Raw genomic sequence first — 15419 nt, forward strand, 5'->3', positions numbered from 1 at the left:
ACTTCGGCGGGCGATTTACAGCCCAGGTAGGGCCGTATTTATAAAAAAGCTAGGGAAGTGCGATCGCCACTTCATAAATTTTACCGTTTTTCTTAATTTTAAATGTTTTGCATGACTGCAAAAAATTAATCACCTTGCTGCCCAAATTCAGCGATTGCAGTTTTTTAGTAATTGGTTGATTGTATGACTTATTAAATTCGCTGGCAACCTGGCTAATCGGAATATAGCTCCCGGGAGATTGAGCAGTTAATCCTCTGATAATTTTGACTAGAGATGCTTCCAGGGCAGCAGAGGAATGAGTTTTTGAAGGGGAGGTTTTTTTTGCGAGCGCCACTTGATGTTTCTGGTCGATTAATTTTACTTGAAACACCTCAGATTCCGACTGCAAATATTTGATTAAACTAAATTTTTCACCAAAAAAATTTTTCACAACTAAATCAGCATGAGATTGATACTTAGCCAAAAAATCTTTTTTAATTCTTACCAGAGGAATAGCATCCTCTTTCAAGTCAAGTTTGGCAGCTTCAATTATTTCTACAAGTATATTTTTTAAAACATCCAGCGACTCAATAGCATTTGAATTGAGATCCGGTATTATTTCTGGCAAATTTTGCTCCGCAATATTTGGAGGAACAGCAACGGTTGCCAAAGATGCTTCAAGCACCGGGTTAACTTCGTTTTGTGCTGGCTCCGACAGTGCTGCTACGGGGGAAGTTGTAGAAGGGAAAACAATAGTTCGGCGCTCTTGAAAAAGCTCCGCCACACTAGAAAAACGAGCGATTCGCTCCTCAATAGATTTGTGTTCAGCCTTCAACAACTCTGCAACTTGATTAGCCAATTCTTCAAAACTAGGGATTTCCATTTCCCTCTCACAAGAATAATGATGAGTATCACCAGTCAGAGGATTTTCTACAGACAAAACCGAATTTTGCCGACGCACCCGAAACACAGTCAATCCCTGATTTTGCAACTGATTGCAAAGATGATTTAACAAACCATCCGAAGAACAGACAAAAACTTGTCGCACATCCCGGTATCGGTATAAAATAGCAGCGCCAAAAGCAATCATTTTACCATCAGCACTATTAGCACCGCCCGGAACGTGAATCAGTTCATAACCGCGATCGTAAAGTTCAGCATCCAACTTGCCGATACTCGGGTTTTTCCAGCTAGCAAAAGCAATTTTAACTTGCAGGGGATAGTCGCACAAACCGGCTAAGAATTGTTCTGTATTAACCTTAAGTTTCAGATTTTCGGCATCCAACAGCAAAATCGCAATCCCGCCGGACTCTGTGGTGGTTGCAGGGGCGATTTCCTTCGGGATAGCTTCGCTTAACCGTGTTTCGGTGCATTTGCGACTGAAAGACTGCGGACTCAACCGCTCAAAAAATTGTTTGCGGCAAGCTTTGCAAAGATACCGCTGGTGCCCGTTGGGACGGCCGTTTTTACGAACTTGGTCAGATTCGCATCTTGGACATTTCATGTAACCCATTATGCAGCCTACTCCCGAACCGAACAAGGCATTACCTATCTTCTTCTTTCTCTTCCTTCGCGCCCTTGGCGTCTTCGCGGTTCGTTAAATACGTATCTTTTGAGCGGTTCAGGAGTAACTTGTGACAGTCGATCGGCTCATAATAACAAAAGAACGTTAACAATTCTTAAAAAAAATGGCTAGAGACTTGCGGGGATTCCTAAAACTACTAGAAGAACGGGGACAACTGCGCCGGATTAGCGCTTTAGTCGATTCCGACCTCGAAATTGCCGAAATTTCCAACCAAATGCTGCAAAAAGGCGGCCCCGGATTGCTGTTTGAAAACGTCAAAGGCGCAGATTTCCCCGTTGCGATTAACCTGTTGGGCACGGAACAGCGCGTTTGCTGGGCGATGAACATGGAAAAGCCCATCGAACTAGAAGAGCTCGGCAAAAAACTGGGAATGCTGCAACAGCCAAAACCGCCGAAAAAGATTTCCCAAGCGATAGAATTCGGCAAAGTGCTGTTCGACGTAGTGAAAGCTAAACCGGGCCGCGACTTTTTCCCAGCTTGTCAGCAAGTGGTATTTGAGGGAGAAGGGGTGGATTTGAACAAAATCCCGATGATTCGCCCTTATTCGGGAGATGCGGGTAAAATTATCACCCTGGGTTTGGTAATTACCAAAGATTGCGAAACGGGCACGCCGAATGTGGGGGTTTATCGGTTGCAGTTGCAGTCAAAAAACACGATGACTGTACACTGGTTATCGGTGCGGGGCGGCGCGCGACACTTGCGGAAAGCGGCGCAGGCTGGTAAAAAGTTGGAAGTTGCGATCGCCCTTGGAGTCGATCCCCTGATTATTCTCGCCGCTGCAACGCCAATTCCTGTAGATTTATCGGAATGGTTATTTGCCGGACTTTACGGCGGTTCCGGCGTGCAGTTGGCGAAGTGCAAAACCGTAGATTTGGAAGTACCGGCGGACTCGGAAATTGTGTTAGAAGGAACGATTACCCCCGGTGAAGTTCTGCCCGACGGGCCCTTCGGCGATCACATGGGTTATTACGGCGGCGTGGAAGATTCGCCGCTGGTGCGGTTCCACTGCATGACGCACCGCAAAGACCCGATTTATCTGACCACATTTAGCGGGCGGCCGCCGAAAGAAGAAGCAATGATGGCGATCGCGCTTAACCGTATTTATACGCCTATTTTGCGGCAGCAAGTATCGGAAATTGTTGATTTCTTCTTACCGATGGAAGCGCTGAGTTATAAAGCGGCAATTATCTCGATTGATAAAGCATATCCCGGTCAAGCGCGCAGGGCTGCTTTAGCATTTTGGAGTGCATTACCGCAGTTTACTTACACTAAGTTTGTGATTGTTGTCGATAAAAGTATCAACATTCGCGACCCGCGTCAAGTTGTGTGGGCAATTAGTTCTAAAGTCGATCCGGTTCGGGATGTATTTATTCTGCCGAATACGCCCTTTGATACGTTAGATTTTGCCAGTGAAAAGATTGGTTTGGGAGGCAGAATGGGGATTGATGCTACTACGAAGATGCCGCCGGAAACCGATCACGAATGGGGGGAAGTTTTGGAGTCCGATCCGGATGTGGCGGCGATGGTAGAAAGGCGTTGGGCTGAGTATGGTTTAGTCGATTTGAATTTGGGAGAAGTCGATCCTAATTTGTTTGGATATGAGATGAAGTAGGGAGGAAAAAAGGGCGATCGAAGGTAATTTTAGATTTCCAATTTTAGATTTGAAAATCGCAAGTCTCAAATTGGAAATCTAAAATTGTAAGTGACTATACTTAATTAAACTATAGCTCCTCGATTTTTGTTTTTAGTTCTATAAGGTCGTCATGCTGATTAATGTCTAGGTAAGTAATTGCCCAATCAAAAAATGAACTTAGAGAAATAAATGTAGAATCTTGTCTCTGCATTTCCTTTTGAATATCCTTGCCATTAAACCAAATTAAGTATTGCTTCTGTGTCCAAAATTCTTCTCGTGCAAATAGTTGTTCATAGACAACAAGGTTATCTTCAAATTTTTCTGGTCTAACTAATTCAACAGCCTGTCTAAATTGATTGACTAATTCTAACGCTTTAATTTTGCAGTCTTGCAAAATTAATGATTTAGGTAGTTTACCTTTATTCGTCCATGTAGTTTTGAGTTGTTCCCGTGCTACACTCAGGTTCACCAAGTCACCCAAAGCCCATCTTACAGCTTGGTAAGCTTGCAAGTTTCTGGCGCTAGTTTCAATCAGTTTTGAAATCCGAGCGACTCCTGGTGAATTTTTATGCCCCCAGGTAGAAGTTGGATTGTCCTGCTTTTCATTGTACTTTTCTTCCCAATAATTGTGAATTAAATTAGCATCTAAGAGATAATTTTCAACACAAGTTCGATAACTTAAAAAAATAGATTTATTGCCAGATTTATTTGCTCTTTGGAGTAGCTGGCAGTTATCAGTTGGCTTAACATCGAAATCCCGATCTAGAAAAACAATGTATTTCGGGTCTAGTGCTTTACTCGCTGAAAAGTATCCTTCGGCAAATTTTGAAAATGTAAACTTACTCCCAACAGTAACAATTGTGCAGGTATTAGCTGTTATCCTGTCAACTAATGTATTAAGTAATTTATAGTCTAAACTGGTGGGCGCTCCTTCACAAAAAAGTATTTTTCCACTACTAACAACACTCATAGTTACTCCTCTAAACGAACAATGTATGCTTCAGGTACTAGCTGCTCTATATAATCAGAGTGAGTTGTAATAATGAATTGATTATTTTTCCCTAACTTGGGCAAAGCTCTCAATAATGCTTGTTGCAGTGGTGGATGTAAGTGCAACTCAATTTCATCAATCAAGATCACAGAATTATGAATATTCCAATTAGCAAAGTCCATCATCATCGGAAATATAGCACGTTCGCCCCCAGACATCTCAGAAATCTCATATTGGTTTCTGCCATCATATAGATAAAACCAGGGTTCGCTCAGAATGTCATCAATCCCTTCTCGTGGAACAGGTCCATCAAAGCTACGTTCGGGGAAAACAACTTTATAAGCTTGCTCAATTTCAGCATATATGTCCTTTTGTCCGGGTCGGAATTGCTTAATTCTTCCCCTTTCAACATCCTGATGAAATTGTCGCCACTTTGAAAAGCGATCTCGTAGATTATCTTCTGTAATTTCAATTTTTTCATCCTGGTTTTCAGTAGTTAGGCTGGTAGAAGTTCTCTGCTCTGTGTACCAAAGAATTGTCCCAACTCGCTCAAACACCTGAAAGCCTTCAGCTCTAAGGAGTTGCTTAGCATATTCCCGTCCTTTGAATTGAAACAATTCACTTGAAGTGTTTGCCTGAACGCGCTCACCTTGCCATTTAAGGGACACAATATGTTTATCAGCAGGAGGAACTGGTAAATTGCGACCGATATTTTGCAATTTTTGGTGGAACTCCCGAACCGCGTGGATCTCTGGAGACGAAAATTGCATTTTTAGAGTAACGTCTGGTTCAAACTTTCCCCAGTTACTCCCTAGCAATTCATAATTAAATCCCGGCCATTCCAATTCAGAAAGCCTCTGCAATCGACCTGTTGCCTCTCCCAATGTTGCTGCTATTGCCTGTAAAATACTTGTTTTGCCAGTCCCATTCATCCCTATTAAAACTATAAGGTCTCGTGCCAGTCCAGTTTCTGGATCGGTGAAATCTAATTCTCGCTCTCTGAATTTCTTAAAATACTTTAACTTGATAGATTGAACTTTCATAATTTGAATTTAATAAAGGTAAAGTCTGCTTGTCAAAAACGTACTCTCAGCCTAGTTCGTCCAATTGCATTCTTAGGAAATCAGCCTATTCTTCCAAAATTTCCACTAAATCTTCGATCGCAATATCAAACGCACGAGCCATCTTGTCCAAAGCTGTGTAGTCTACAGTTGCCATACCTGCAGAATTAGCATAGGTGGCGATCGTGGTGTATGGAACACCTGTTCTGTTGGAGACTTCCCTGAGAGTCCAACCCTTCTCTTGAGCAAATTCTCGAACTCGCAGCCTAATTCGTCCCATATTCCCAACGATAAATCAGCCTACTCTTCCAAAATCTCAACTAAATCTTCGATCGCAATATCAAACACGCGAGCCATTTTGTTCAAAGCCGTATAATCTACAGTTGCCAGTTTGGGAGAATGGGCATAGCTTCTAACCGTACTGTAAGGAATGCCCGATCGCTCAGAAACTTCTTTCAACGTCCAACCCTTCTCTTGGGCTAGTTCTCGAACCCGCAACCGAATTAACCCCATCTTCCCGCTGACAAATCAGTTTAATTTTCCAAAACCTCAACCAAATCTTCGATCATCAAATCGAAGACAGCAGCAAGTTTCTGCAAAGCCGTGTAGTCCACTGTTGCCAGTTTAGGAGCTTGGGCGTATTTTTTAACCGTGCTGTAAGGAATTCCCGTTCTGTCCGAGACTTCTTTGAGCGTCCAACCCTTCTCCTCAGCGAGTTCTCGAACTCGCAATCGAATTAATCCCATTTATGCTTGACAGCAGCTATGCTCATATCTTTTAATAAAGATAGTTAACAGCGATCGCCCCGTGACCTGAGAAATCTAGAGCGATCGCCTTTCCTTTACCACCCACAAAAGTGGGCAGAACACATCTATGATACCAAAACAATCGACATATCGCGATCGACTTCAACCTTGGCATCTAATTCGCCACCTCCCTAACTGTCAGCGGTTAACAGTCGGCCGTTTCGCCCGCCGCCCCGATGCCGAATCTTACCTAAATGCACTGCGCCGCTTAATGCCCGCAGTCCCGCATACAATTGTTTTCGTAAATGCGGTGTCTGTGTTGGATGAAAACAGCGTTCCAATTCAAACACAATTGGCGATCGAAGTTTAATAGTTGAAAAGTGCGATCGCCCTTCCACAAATAGGAATTATTCTATTTGACAGGAAGTGCGATCGACCATAATTTGCCAAAAAAAATGTTGCTAAACTGAAAATAGATTTGAGTCAAGGAGTCACATCAATGCCATCTCCCTTTCCCGGCATGGACCCGTATTTAGAACATCCCGACTTTTGGCCTGGGATACACCACTTGCTGATTAGTGAAATTTTCAGGTTTTTATCTCCCCAACTGCGTCCTAAGTATTTCGTGTCATTGGAAGTGAGAATGTATGAAACCGCTGACGAGGATTTGTCCGTTATTGGCATTCCTGACGTAAACGTAATACAGCCGCAAACGGCAACAGAAACAACAGCATTAAACGTAGCAGTTGCAGCACCGCCTACACAACCATTAACAGCAATTATTCCCATGCCCTACCAGGTTCGGGAAGGCTATTTAGAAATTAGAGAAAGAGAAACCAAAGAAGTGATAACAGTTATTAAAATCCTCTCGCCTACTAATAAGCGAACTGGCAAAGGGCGACAAATGTACCAAGAAAAGCGAGAAGAAATTTTAGGTAGCCGCACTCATTTAATTGAAATAGATTTATTGCGGCGCGGTCTAAAAATGCCAGTTATTGGCAATGACATTGAAAGCCACTATAGCGTTTTGGTGTGTCGGGGAAATCGCCGTCCCAGAGCAGATTTGTACGCTTTTAACGTGCAGAACCCGCTGCCAGCCTTTCCTTTGCCACTGCGATCGGGCGATACCGAACCTGTCATAAACTTGCAGGAATTATTCACTCAAATTTACGACATAGCAAGTTACGACCTGAAGATAGATTATCGCAACTGGGAAGTCATACCACCGCTGTCAGAAGCCGATACAATTTGGGCAGATGCTTGGTTGCGCGATCGAGGATTGCGAGATTAATTTGGCGTGCAGCCAACATCTGGTTAAATATCCTATTTATTTCTTAGTCTGCGAAGGCAGACTTCGTTTATGTAGTAGCGATTTCCCTCGCAGAATGACTTAATTCTCCAATTGCTTGACAGCTAAACATCTTGACTTTGCATCAACCGCTGCTTCAAACGCGCCGGATCTCCCCGATCGACCACTTGGCCCTTTTCCAACAAAAAAGCCCCATCACAATAATTCAACTCATCCAAACGGTGAGTCACCCACAAAGCCGTAATCCCGCGATTTTTTACCAACCGCTGCACCGCAGCCACCAAATCCAACTGAGAATCAGGATCTAACAAAGCCGTCGGTTCATCTAACAGCAGAATTTCGCAGTGACGGGCGATCGCCCCAGCCAGGGCAATTCGCTGCTTCTGGCCCCCACTCAAAGCATAAATCGGCCGCCGCTGCAAATCCAGCAAATTCACAGCCTCCAAAGCCTCCGCCACCCTCTCCCGCACCTGAACGTTAGAAAGCTTTTCCTCCACCAAACCAAAAGCCACATCCGCACCCACTGTCGGCATAACCAATTGGTGATCCGGGTTTTGGAACACAAAACCCACTCGCCCCCCCAGGTCAATTTCTCCCGACTGGGGGTGCAGCAGCCCAGCCATCAGCCTCAACAGCGTAGACTTGCCGCTGCCGTTAGTGCCCAAAAGCATCCAAAACTCGCCCTTAGGTACATCCAGAGAGCAACCTTGCAACACTCGATCGCCAGACGGCCAGCAAAAACCCAAATCCCGCACAGCAACCGCTGACTGGCTCATATCGGCACCAACACCCCCAGCCCTCATTCTGCTGTCATCGAGACAAAACCAGGGGATCTGCCTGTAGATGACGCCCCCGATTTCTGAGAAACCACCACCCCAGAAATTTCGCTGCTGAGTACAGCCACCTTTTTCTCAGGATTTTTCTCGCAGGTGAGTTCCAAAATTTGCGGTTGGGAGTTGCGAATCGCCGCCAGCACCTGCTGGTAAACAGTCTCAGCGTCCTCCTCCAACTTCCGCTGCACCGACAGCGAGACGGGCGTATTTTTCACAATGATGTCAATGCTGAACATATAGTCTTAAAAACCTAAGTTTGGAGCTCTATCCTCAGTATATATATAGGACTTACCCACGGAAACCCAGTTTCTTAGAAAAATAAGAGGTTGAGGCCGATATATCTACGAAGCGACCGGGCTTCTGACGCAAAGCGCAAAGACTCCTATATAGTAGAAGTTCCCAAATGCAGGGCAAGGACTTCGGGGGCTTCGAGGGCTTCGGGGACTTCGGGGACTTCCGACAAGTCAAGCTCCGGAAGTTTTTTAATAAAAACTTGCTCTTGTAAAGAATTACCTCTATAATCGTTAATACGGTAAAGAAAAGTAAACTCTGTTCATAATCCAACTTGTTTTCTGCTAAGCAGAGGCAACGGTTAGAGACTAATGACTAGAGGCAGATCCGTTGTAATTATATCCATTTGGAGATTTGCGTAAATGACAATCGCAGTCGGACGCGCCCAGACCGAAAGAGGCATCTTTGATGTACTCGACGACTGGCTCAAACGCGATCGCTTCGTCTTCGTAGGCTGGTCTGGCATCCTGCTATTCCCCTGCGCCTACCTAGCCATCGGTGGCTGGTTAACAGGCACCACCTTCGTCACATCCTGGTACACCCACGGTTTGGCAAGCTCCTACCTAGAAGGAGCCAACTTCCTCACCGTAGCAGTCTCCACCCCAGCCAACAGTCTCGGACACTCCCTGCTGTTCCTGTGGGGCCCCGAAGCACAGTGGGACTTCACCCGCTGGTTCCAACTCGGTGGGCTGTGGACATTCGTCGCCCTCCACGGCGCTTTCGCACTGATCGGCTTTTGCCTGCGTCAGATTGAAATCGCCCGTTTGGTAGGCATCCGTCCCTACAACGCCCTAGCATTCACCGGCCCCATCGCCGTGTTTGTTTCGGTGTTCCTGCTTTACCCCTTGGGTCAATCAGGCTGGTTCTTCGCCCCCAGTTTCGGCGTCGCAGCAATTTTCCGGTTCCTGCTATTCCTGCAAGGCTTCCACAACTGGACGCTCAACCCCTTCCACATGATGGGCGTTGCAGGCATCTTGGGCGGCGCGCTGTTGTGCGCTATCCACGGTGCAACCGTAGAAAACACCTTGTTTGAAGACGGCGAAGGCGCAAACACCTTCCGCGCCTTCAACCCAACTCAGTCAGAAGAAACCTACTCAATGGTTACAGCTAACCGCTTTTGGTCGCAAATCTTCGGAATTGCCTTCTCCAACAAGCGCTGGTTGCACTTCTTCATGTTGTTCGTACCTGTCACAGGCTTGTGGATGAGCTCCATTGGCATCGTCGGTTTAGCATTAAACCTGCGCGCCTATGACTTCGTATCGCAAGAATTGCGCGCTGCTGAAGATCCTGAGTTTGAAACGTTCTACACTAAGAACATTCTGCTTAACGAAGGCATTCGTGCTTGGATGGCTCCTACGGACCAACCTCACGAAAACTACATCTTCCCTGAAGAAGTTCTACCTCGCGGTAACGCTCTGTAATCAGCGCGAAATATCAAAAATTCCAACATTTTAAAAGGGTAAGATAAAGCAGTTTAGGCTTTACCCTTAATGCTTAAAAAGCTCCCGCCACCAGGCGGGAGCTTTTTGTTTCCAGGATTCGATCGAATTAGCGCCCGAAAAAAAGTTGATTTTGTACAAAAACCAACTCTGCCTGTAGCTAGAACAACTTGCGTCTTTATATCTGGTGAACTCTCCTATCTGGCAAGAAATCGAGCGGCCTTTCCCCGCCGCCAGAGTTGCAAGGCACCTGATAACCGCACAGCCCGGATTCTGAAGCAAATATAGGCAAATGGCTGAAACTGCGATCGCCCGCTTGCTGTAGAGATCGATCGAAGACCTTGCAGCAGCAGTAATTTGCCATCATTTTACAAAAATCTCAATTTTTATCCCCCCACTTCTAATTCCTTGTGTTATTCTAATAATTGTGAATACTAGAATGATACTCAGAACGCAAGTTCTTCTGGTAACGCTGGCAATGGCTAGCGCACAAATCATCACCTTAAATCTTGTATTTAGGTGATGTGCGTTCCAATATTAAGCCATTTAGCTAAACCTGGAGGTGATGCCCATGATAGAAAGTAGTAAACGCATGGGTCATCAGATTGGAAACTACCGGCTGTGCGCCGGGGCCGCTCACTAGCAGTCAGCCGTCGTCTCCAACGGGAAACGACTTCCACGGGGAACCAGGCTGAGCTAGGGATTCTCCCGGCAGTCAGGTTCTAATCTGAAGACCCGCTAGACCGCTCTCACCTCAAATAGTGTTAAATCTTAAGTATTAAAACTTGAGGCTAAACGCTATTGGTGAGAGCGGATAGTTTTTGGGCAGGGTTTCTACAGGTGGGCAGTTAATCTGCCATTGCTAATCCCAAAGAAAAAAAATTATGGCTGAGCTAATTAACCATACTGAAATTCAAGAGCGCGCCAGTCAATTGTCAGGTTGGACAATTGAAGGTAAACAACTGCGCTCTACCCGTTTATTTAAAGATTTTATCGAAGCGATCGCCTTTGTAAATAAGTTGGTCGCCCCCTCAGAAGCCGCAGGACATCACCCCGACATAGAAATCTCCTACAACAAAGTTACAGTTAACTTGACAACCCACGATGCCGGAGGCTTAACTGAGAAAGACTTTGCGCTAGCCCAAGAGATTTCTGCGCTCGATTAAAAGAGTGCCAGTTGACCCGACAAGAGTCCTGGATATAGCCACAGTCCCCGATCGCGGAAAGCTCGCAAATAAAAAATCGACTTGGGGTTAAAATCGGGTGTGAAAAAGTCGAGAGGCCCAACGTTCAATGTATAAAAGGCTATTCCCCATCATCCGACCATGATCGTATTTGAAAAGCCAGAGTTCAAGAACGAGTCTGCAGCAGAAAAAACCGATCTGATAGAAAAGCTTTTAGATATTGGCGCGGCTCTGTCGAGCGCCCAAGATTTGGGCGAGTTGTTAAACTTAATTTTATCCAAAAGTAGGGAAATTACCTACAGCGATGCTGGCAGCGTTTACTTAGTAGATCACAGCGACGAAACACCTAAGCTGCTGTTCAAGGTAGCCCAAAACGCTTCTAAACCGAGCCTGTCGTTTAAAGAGTTTGCTCTGCCCCTGACAGACAAAAGCTTGGCAGGATACGTGGCAATTACAGGTCAAAGTTTAAACCTGTCTGATGCCTACGACTTACCCTCGGGCGTACCCTACCGGCTAGATACCAGTTTTGACAGGGATATTAATTACCGAACCTGCTCGGTAATGGTACTGCCGATGCAAAACCGACAGGGGGAGACAATAGGTGTACTGCAATTGATCAACCGCAAAACAAAGGCAGAGACGGTGCTGACAGCAGACAATGCCTGGGAATCGACGCAGCAGTATTCGGAGTGGGAAGAAAGGATAGTTCGATCGCTCGCTTCTCAAGCAGCAATCTCGATCGAGCGCAATCAACTCCAAGACAGCATAGAAAATTTGTTCGAGGGCTTCGTCAAAGCCTCGGTGCAAGTCATAGAAGCCAGAGACCCCTGTACCTACGGCCATTCAGAACGAGTAGCAGCCCTGACAGTACGCCTTTCAGAAGAAGTAAACACCGTCACCAGCGGAGGACTGCGCTCTATTTACTTTAACAACCGCCAAATTCAAGAACTTCGCTACGCCGCCCTGCTGCACGATTTTGGCAAAATAGGAGTGCCCGAAGCAGTTTTGACCAAACAGAAAAAGCTCTACCCCGCACAGCTAGAAATCATTCGCCACCGCTTTGGCTTAGCTCAACGGACGATGGAAATGGAATGCGTCCAGTCTAAATATAAATACTTGCTGGAGCATTCAGCCTACCGAAAACACCCGAGCCAGGAGCCAGAGTGCGCTCAATGCCAGGAAATCGAACAGCTAGACACTAAGCTAGCAGAGGCGAAAACCAGATTAGCAGAGTACTGGGAAGTGCTGCTAGAGGCAAACGAGCCTCACATTTTGGCAGCAGAACCCCTAGCTCAACTGCGAGAGATTGCTCGACAAACTTATAGAGATATAGATGGGGCAAAGAAACCCCTGCTGAACCCAGACGAGATATTGCAATTGATGGTGTCGAGGGGCAACCTGACACCGGAAGAACGATCGGCAATAGAATTTCACGTAACTCACACTTACGAGTTTCTGAAACAAATTCCTTGGACAAAGGATTTAAAAAATGTTCCAGACATTGCCTACGGACATCACGAAAAACTCGACGGCACAGGCTATCCGCGAGGCCTAAACAAGTCAGAAATTCCTATTCAAGCGCAATTAATGACGATCGCCGATATTTACGACGCCCTGACAGCAGGCGATAGACCCTACAAGCGAGCCCTGCGTACAGAGGCAGCGATGAAAATTTTGCGGCAAGAAGCATCTCACAACAAAATTAACGCCGATTTGTTAGAACTGTTCGATCACCGCCAAGTCTTTAGCGTCCTCGGACACAGCTTGAGTGTTAAAGTCGAATCAGCCTAGACGAGTCGGGTGTGCTGTGCTAAAAAGTAAATAGGCGATCGGGCGCTATCAAGTGTCATCAGTAAAATCAATCGACAGCCCAAGCCGGGTCTGGTTTTGACGCCGTTGACTACAGGTTAAAAAACAGGCTCTCTGGAGCCGTCAGTAACATCTATCTACTCGGTCAGCCCGAAAGAATCAAAAGAAAAAGTGAATTTTAGGTCTCTTTTTAGAGTATGCTAGTTGAGCAACGACTGACCACATAGAAGACTAGAAAAGTTTCTCTGTAATCGGTGTGAGGATGAGAGTGAATATGTCGAAATTTTTGTGGAGTTACTTACTAATCAGCCCAGCAGTCTTAGGAGCTACCCTAGTAGTTTCTTCGAGCGCGATGGCAGCAGACGCTCAGCAGGCTGCTGATGCGCTCAATCCCGCTGTCGCAAAAGCTGAAACCGCTGAAACCTCCGAAGCGAAACTAAATGCTTTAGCGGCTGTTTCCGAAACAACTGCAGCCTCCGAGCCAGTAGAAGAAATTTCCGAAGCCGCCGCAGGCAGCGAAACTCAGGCAGCGACTGCAGATTGGACCACGGCTGCAACTGAAAATGCGATCGTCGGAGCCAACACAGCCCCTGCTGAGGCAAATCCCCAAGCGGCATCACAACCTACAAGTGAATCTTTAGCCGCAGTTGAGCCAACAGTCGCTCAACCAGTAGAAAATTCGGCCCCGGCAGCCCAACTAGAAATTCCAGCCCCGGCAGCTACCGCTCTCCCAGAGCAAATCGGTGCAGTTCAATTAGAAACTCCAGCCCCGGCAGTGGCAGAGGCGACAGAACAAAGTTTGCCAAAACCGGCTGAATCTTTAGCCCAAACTGCCGCACCGCAAGAGCAAAACCCAGCCGCCACATTAGAACAGCTCAACCAGTACAGCAGCGAAGGTGCTGCCGGCGGCGAAACTGAAGGTCAAGTTACCTCAGTATCTCAACTTTCCGACGTGCGGCCCACAGACTGGGCCTTCCAAGCACTGCAATCCCTAGTCGAGCGCTACGGCTGTATTGCTGGTTATCCCGACGGCACCTTCCGCGGCAACCGCGCAATGACTCGCTACGAATTCGCAGCCGGTTTAAATGCTTGCTTAGACAAGGTGAGCGAGCTAATTAGAGGCGGCACGGGCAACTTCGCTACGAGAGATGACTTGGCAGCCCTCCAACGGCTCCAAGAAGAATTTGCAGCGGAACTGGCAACCCTGCGCGGTCGCGTCGATGCTTTGGAAGCTCGGACATCTGAACTCGAAGCCAACCAATTCTCAACTACTACCAAGCTGACTGGGGAAGCGATTTTCGCTCTCAGCGATGACTTTGGTGGCAACGTTGGCTTATTGGGCAGAGACGAAAGAAGATTAGGCAGCGACAACAACGAAGCTGTCTTCCAACATCGGGTGCGCCTGAATTTAAATACGAGCTTCACCGGCAGAGACTTGCTGCTGACCAGGCTTCAAGTCGGCAACGGTCGCAACTTCAACCTTGGTGCTACCAACGAAGGCACTCAAACTTGGAATTTTGTCGGCAGAACCGACAACGTTGTTTCCCTCGACACATTGCTGTACAAGTTCCCCGTCGGTCAGCGACTGAACGTTAGCCTTGTAGCCAACGCTGGCGTTTGGGACGACATTCTGCCGACTGTCAACCCTTACTTTGAAGACTTTGACGGCGGCAACGGGTCATTGAGTACCTTTGGACAGCGGAACCCGATTTATCGCTTGGGTGGTGGCGCAGGTATTGGGTTTGACTATGCCTTCGGCGGCAGGGGCTTGCTGGGCGGAGTGTTCGGCCCAACTTCTTTGTCCTTTGGCTATTTGGCGTCAAATGCAGCCAGTCCGGCTAGGGGTGCAGGCTTGACGAACGGCGACTACACGGCGATGGGTCAGTTGACTTTTACCCCCGGACGCAACTTGCAAGTTGCTTTCAACTACAACCACGGTTACTTTAGCAGAGGTAACTTTGGGTTCGACAATGGTTTATCGAATGGACCAGGCAGTCTCGGCGGTTTCACAGGTACTGGCGTGGCTAATTCTCTCAACGGTTTGAGCGAAGGCTTTGAGGGCTTCAATGCTCGCAAAGTTGTCAGCAACTCCTACGGCGCTCAGGCTTCGTTGCGACTGAGCCCGAGATTTATCCTTGGTGGCTGGGCAGGTTTAACCAATGCCCGCATTCTCGGCATCGGCGATGCCAAAATCTGGAACTACGCTGTCACCTTGGCTTTGCCTGATTTAGGGAAAGAAGGCAACTTGCTAGGACTCGTGGTAGGTCGTGAGCCTTACTTGGATAAACTTGAAGCTTCCAGGAGTTTGCGGAGCTTCCGCAACGATGATTCCTATCACGTTGAAGGGTTCTACAAGTTTCAACTCTCGGACAACATTTCTGTTACTCCGGGCGTGATTTGGGTGACTAATCCTAATCAAGATGACCGTAATGATGACATCATCATTGGTACTCTGAGAACTACTTTCACGTTCTAAGAGCGGGTTAGAGGAGGCAGGGGGGTCATACCCTGTCTCCTGGCAACTCTAGAGGCCAAGTTTAGCCCTGCCTGCTGCAGGGC

General features: G+C 46.8%; 16 protein-coding genes. 7 read left to right on the top strand and 9 right to left on the bottom strand.

Annotated elements, in window-relative coordinates; all coding sequences use genetic code 11:
- Positions 1 to 49 precede the first annotated feature (49 nt).
- A complete protein-coding gene (locus QUB14_RS15145; protein ID WP_445251843.1) occupies positions 50 to 1483 on the bottom strand; it encodes an IS1/IS1595 family N-terminal zinc-binding domain-containing protein in 1434 nt (477 codons plus the stop codon).
- A gap of 184 nt (positions 1484 to 1667) precedes the next feature.
- On the opposite strand from QUB14_RS15145, the gene QUB14_RS15155 reads away from it, so the two are divergent.
- Positions 1668 to 3176: a UbiD family decarboxylase gene (locus QUB14_RS15155; RefSeq protein WP_333217708.1), complete on the top strand. Its 1509-nt coding sequence runs from the start codon at positions 1668 to 1670 to the stop codon at positions 3174 to 3176.
- Positions 3177 to 3285: 109 nt separating this feature from the next.
- Here QUB14_RS15155 and QUB14_RS15160 read toward each other — a convergent pair whose 3' ends face one another.
- The 5 genes from QUB14_RS15160 to QUB14_RS15180 all read right to left on the bottom strand — a co-directional run bounded on the left by QUB14_RS15160 (position 3286) and on the right by QUB14_RS15180 (position 5995).
- Positions 3286 to 4167, bottom strand: coding sequence for a DUF4435 domain-containing protein (locus QUB14_RS15160; RefSeq protein ID WP_333217709.1), 882 nt, complete (start codon positions 4165 to 4167; stop codon positions 3286 to 3288).
- A 2-nt stretch (positions 4168 to 4169) separates the two neighbouring features.
- The gene (locus QUB14_RS15165; RefSeq protein WP_333217710.1) at positions 4170 to 5231 is read right to left on the bottom strand and encodes an AAA family ATPase; all 1062 of its coding nucleotides are present in this window, start codon (positions 5229 to 5231) and stop codon (positions 4170 to 4172) included.
- Between the two features lie 85 nt (positions 5232 to 5316).
- Positions 5317 to 5529, bottom strand: coding sequence for a helix-turn-helix transcriptional regulator (locus QUB14_RS15170; RefSeq protein WP_333217711.1), 213 nt, complete (start codon positions 5527 to 5529; stop codon positions 5317 to 5319).
- 20 nt (positions 5530 to 5549) lie between these two features.
- The gene (locus tag QUB14_RS15175; RefSeq protein WP_333102249.1) at positions 5550 to 5762 is read right to left on the bottom strand and encodes a helix-turn-helix domain-containing protein; all 213 of its coding nucleotides are present in this window, start codon (positions 5760 to 5762) and stop codon (positions 5550 to 5552) included.
- A 20-nt stretch (positions 5763 to 5782) separates the two neighbouring features.
- Entirely contained in the window at positions 5783 to 5995 is a 213-nt protein-coding gene (locus QUB14_RS15180; RefSeq protein ID WP_333093481.1) for a helix-turn-helix domain-containing protein, read from the bottom strand.
- Positions 5996 to 6122: 127 nt separating this feature from the next.
- On the opposite strand from QUB14_RS15180, the gene QUB14_RS15185 reads away from it, so the two are divergent.
- Together QUB14_RS15185 and QUB14_RS15190 are read left to right on the top strand one after the other, a co-directional pair.
- A complete protein-coding gene (locus QUB14_RS15185; RefSeq protein WP_333217712.1) occupies positions 6123 to 6365 on the top strand; it encodes a hypothetical protein in 243 nt (80 codons plus the stop codon).
- Between the two features lie 129 nt (positions 6366 to 6494).
- On the top strand, positions 6495 to 7286 hold the full coding sequence (locus tag QUB14_RS15190) for a DUF4058 family protein (RefSeq protein ID WP_333217713.1): 792 nt from the start codon (positions 6495 to 6497) through the stop codon (positions 7284 to 7286).
- 122 nt (positions 7287 to 7408) lie between these two features.
- Here QUB14_RS15190 and QUB14_RS15195 read toward each other — a convergent pair whose 3' ends face one another.
- Together QUB14_RS15195 and QUB14_RS15200 are read right to left on the bottom strand one after the other, a co-directional pair.
- Entirely contained in the window at positions 7409 to 8080 is a 672-nt protein-coding gene (locus QUB14_RS15195) for an energy-coupling factor ABC transporter ATP-binding protein (protein WP_281363590.1), read from the bottom strand.
- 23 nt (positions 8081 to 8103) lie between these two features.
- Positions 8104 to 8373 (bottom strand): hypothetical protein, encoded by a 270-nt coding sequence (locus QUB14_RS15200; protein ID WP_190663726.1) that lies wholly within the window; start codon positions 8371 to 8373, stop codon positions 8104 to 8106.
- 417 nt (positions 8374 to 8790) lie between these two features.
- Here QUB14_RS15200 and psbD point away from each other — a divergent pair, with 417 nt between their 5' ends.
- A complete protein-coding gene (gene psbD / locus QUB14_RS15205) occupies positions 8791 to 9849 on the top strand; it encodes a photosystem II D2 protein (photosystem q(a) protein) (protein ID WP_006633757.1) in 1059 nt (352 codons plus the stop codon).
- A 196-nt stretch (positions 9850 to 10045) separates the two neighbouring features.
- Here psbD and QUB14_RS15210 read toward each other — a convergent pair whose 3' ends face one another.
- Positions 10046 to 10234, bottom strand: a complete 189-nt coding sequence (locus QUB14_RS15210) for a hypothetical protein (protein ID WP_333217714.1) — start codon at positions 10232 to 10234, stop codon at positions 10046 to 10048.
- Between the two features lie 517 nt (positions 10235 to 10751).
- Here QUB14_RS15210 and QUB14_RS15215 point away from each other — a divergent pair.
- The 3 genes from QUB14_RS15215 (at position 10752) to QUB14_RS15225 (ending at position 15336) form a co-directional block, all read left to right on the top strand.
- Complete coding sequence (locus QUB14_RS15215; protein WP_190736199.1) at positions 10752 to 11033, top strand: 4a-hydroxytetrahydrobiopterin dehydratase; 282 nt, start codon at positions 10752 to 10754, stop codon at positions 11031 to 11033.
- 159 nt (positions 11034 to 11192) lie between these two features.
- A complete protein-coding gene (locus tag QUB14_RS15220) occupies positions 11193 to 12842 on the top strand; it encodes an HD domain-containing phosphohydrolase (protein ID WP_333217715.1) in 1650 nt (549 codons plus the stop codon).
- A gap of 292 nt (positions 12843 to 13134) precedes the next feature.
- Entirely contained in the window at positions 13135 to 15336 is a 2202-nt protein-coding gene (locus QUB14_RS15225; RefSeq protein WP_333217716.1) for an iron uptake porin, read from the top strand.
- Positions 15337 to 15419 lie beyond the last annotated feature (83 nt).

Source organism: Microcoleus sp. B3-D2, from assembly GCF_036705345.1.
In the GTDB taxonomy this organism is placed as follows: Bacteria; Cyanobacteriota; Cyanobacteriia; order Cyanobacteriales; family Microcoleaceae; genus Microcoleus.